This is a genomic window from Pseudomonas yangonensis (assembly GCF_009932725.1).
In the GTDB taxonomy this organism is placed as follows: Bacteria; Pseudomonadota; Gammaproteobacteria; order Pseudomonadales; family Pseudomonadaceae; genus Aquipseudomonas; species Aquipseudomonas yangonensis.
This window is the reverse complement of sequence record NZ_BLJU01000074.1, coordinates 1-3,075: the sequence shown is the minus strand read 5'-3', so window position 1 is coordinate 3,075 and position 3,075 is coordinate 1. Positions and strand designations below refer to the sequence as shown.

Below are 3,075 nucleotides of genomic sequence, written 5' to 3'. Positions count from 1 at the left end.
CCACCGTTTGCGGTGGTTGTCCGGGCTACTCGCTGTCCCCGATTACCTTGGGCTTAAAGGTATTTCTGGATCTGAAAAATTAGATCGTCAAATTCTGTTGATATTTCGCCTATATATTTCTCTATCGCAAAGCTGCGAATAACCTCCTCTTCTGTCTCTGCTTCTTGGGCTACGTGCTTGGCGATTTTATGGTGATCGCTGATGTCGTCACGTTCAAGTATCCAGTTTATATCAATGCCGTACTTTTCTTTTATTGCAGCACTGACAACTGGGTGAGTGAATACCTCTACTTCCGGAGGGCGGCTTCCGGGGAATGATAGAAGGTGGTTTTTTATGTCTTGGCCTACATCGGCATCTCGGACAGCAATAGATTTTTTTCCTGTCTTGTTTAAGACATGGACTGCCTCTCTAACTGCATCTTTATCTCCTATGTCATGTATGGCAATAGCTTTTAGAATGTCTTTTCTTTTCGTTCGTATGGCTTCTGTTAGAAGTATCTTTGCAAAAATATCTTCGACGCAAATGTCCAGGTTTCTGACGTGGCCTGACGAGAGGATGGCTCGGATATGGCAGGCCGATATTTTATTTCTGACTTCTACTCCATTCGCGTCTCGAGTTATCAACTTTCTTGCGTCTGGAGGTAAAGCGTTGAGTATTACGCTAGAGTGTGTGGATAAGATTATTTGGTGGTGGCGTCTTTGGCATACATCAATGAGGTACTTTGTAAATTCATGCTGGGCACTCTCGTGTAGAGATGTTTCTGGTTCTTCTAAAATGAAAAGACTCTGTTCTGGTGAGTTTTCCAATTTGTCAACTGTGTAAAGAATTCGGCCTTCGCCAAAGCCCATGTTATTTTCAGAGTATGAGTAGCCTAGACGTGAAGCTATTCCAATTTCAGAGGTTTTATCTTTGTGCGAAACACCTTGGAAGGTTACGTCGTCGTATTTGTGGCCTATTATTCTGGCCATTTTCTTTATGACTTCTTTGTCTATTTCTCTTTTTTCTGTGAATTTAAGCTCTCTTCCGCCATATACGCTGAGATCGCGTCTTTCTACCTTGGGTATGTAAACTGTAAACCCCACGTAGTAACAGTGGCGTTCCGGTTGTCGCTTGTAGCCTGACCATGCTGAGTTTACTCGAGAGATAGTTACTTCTTGTGTCTTTTTATGGTCATCTGTTTCGTAGTGGAATACGACTTTGGCATCGTCAGATATCGGCTTTGGGTCGGCAGGTGAGATTGGGAAAAAGTCTTTTATGTAATGGCGTTTATATTCTGTGGTAGTGCTGGGTTTTCTATATCCGCAAATTGCTAGTTGTCCTAACGTGCTCTTTCCTGCACCATTTAATCCAGAGATGGCCGTTATGGGAAAGTCTAGCGTCAGTTCTACCTTGTTGATACCTCGAAACCCATCTATGTAAAACTTTCGAATGCATGGGCCAAAGTTGTTGTAGCGGTTTTTTTCAGAATATTTGCTTGAAAGTTTATTTGTTAGGTCAGCCATTTTATTCTCAATAAAAAACCCCGCACTAGGCGGGGCTTTCTATTTAAGCTTCAACCCCAACATCCATGGCAGGTGTTGGGTGAATCTAGCGTGATTTCAAACTGACATCAATCCCAGCTCAACGCCCCACCAGTCTGATACTCGATCACTCGCGTCTCGAAGAAGTTCTTCTCCTTCTTCAGGTCCATGATCTCGCTCATCCACGGGAAGGGGTTGGTGGTGCCCGGGTACTCTTCCTTCAGGCCGATCTGGGTCAGGCGGCGGTTGGCGATGAATTTGAGGTAGTCCTCCATCATGGCCGCGTTCATGCCCAGTACGCCGCGCGGCATGGTGTCACGCGCGTATTCGATCTCCAGCTGGGTGCCCTGCAGGATCATCTGGGTCGCTTCGTCCTTCATCTGGGCATCCCACAGGTGCGGGTTCTCGATCTTGATCTGGTTGATCACGTCGATGCCGAAGTTCAGGTGCATGGACTCGTCACGCAGGATGTACTGGAACTGCTCGGCGGTGCCGGTCATCTTGTTGCGGCGGCCCATGGAGAGGATCTGGGTGAAGCCGCAGTAGAAGAAGATGCCTTCCAGTACGCAGTAGTAGGCGATCAGGTTCTTGAGGAACTGACGGTCGGTTTCCGGGGTGCCGGTGTTGAAGTTCGGGTCGGAGATCGAGCGGGTGTACTTGAGGCCCCAGGAGGCCTTCTTCGCGACGCTCGGGATCTCGTGGTACATGTTGAAGATCTCGCCTTCATCCATGCCCAGCGATTCGATGCAGTACTGGTAGGCGTGGGTGTGGATCGCTTCCTCGAAGGCCTGGCGCAGGATGTACTGGCGGCACTCGGGGTTGGTGATCAGGCGGTACACGGCCAGGACCAGGTTGTTGGCGACCAGGCTGTCGGCGGTGGAGAAGAAGCCGAGGTTGCGCATGACGATGCGGCGCTCGTCTTCGGAGAGACCGTCGGTGCTCTTCCACAGCGCGATGTCGGCGTTCATGTTCACTTCCTGCGGCATCCAGTGGTTGGCGCAACCATCCAGATACTTCTGCCAGGCCCAGTCGTACTTGAAGGGTACGAGCTGGTTGAGGTCGGCGCGGGCGTTGATCATCTGCTTGTCGCCGACCTGCACGCGCGCGGCGGCGCCTTCGAGGTCGTCCAGGCCTTCCTGGATGTCGAGGTCGTTCAGGGCTTTCTTGGCGCGGGCGACGGCGTCGGAGTCGTTGGCGTCGACGGCGCGGGCCTGCTCGACCGAGCCGGCAGCTTCGCTGTCGAGCTTGTCGAAGTTGGTGCCGGCGCTCTGTGCGTTGGCGTTGCTTGCGGCGGCTGCTTCTGCGCCGTCTTCCTTGTCGAATTCATCCCAGCTCAGCATGGCTTGGCTCCTGCGTGAGGGCCGGTTAACGAACCGGCCTGTATGGATATACAGATAATTTGAATTATGTTCCGTTGCGTGATGCGCGCAAGGGTAAACGGGTACCACTGGTCAGCAGGCGGTGGATTGCTGGCTGACCGTTGCCGCTCGACCCGAAGGAGGAGGGGCGGGAATTTGTGAGAGGGGCAAGGCTTGGGTAGGAGCGGATTTATCCG

General features: G+C 51.3%; 2 protein-coding genes. Both read right to left on the bottom strand.

Annotated elements, in window-relative coordinates; genetic code table 11:
* Positions 1 to 53 precede the first annotated feature (53 nt).
* On the bottom strand, positions 54 to 1,502 hold the full coding sequence (locus tag GYB81_RS23540; protein WP_161866693.1) for an ATP-dependent nuclease: 1,449 nt from the start codon (positions 1,500 to 1,502) through the stop codon (positions 54 to 56).
* 107 nt (positions 1,503 to 1,609) lie between these two features.
* Entirely contained in the window at positions 1,610 to 2,860 is a 1,251-nt protein-coding gene (locus tag GYB81_RS23535) for a ribonucleotide-diphosphate reductase subunit beta (RefSeq protein ID WP_024308997.1), read from the bottom strand.
* Positions 2,861 to 3,075: the final 215 nt, after the last annotated feature.

Coding starts and splice junctions, on each gene's coding strand:
- GYB81_RS23535 (WP_024308997.1), bottom strand. CDS start 2,860: ATGCTGAGCTGGGATGAATTCGACAAGGAAGACGGCGCAGAAGCAGCC.
- GYB81_RS23540 (WP_161866693.1), bottom strand. CDS start 1,502: ATGGCTGACCTAACAAATAAACTTTCAAGCAAATATTCTGAAAAAAAC.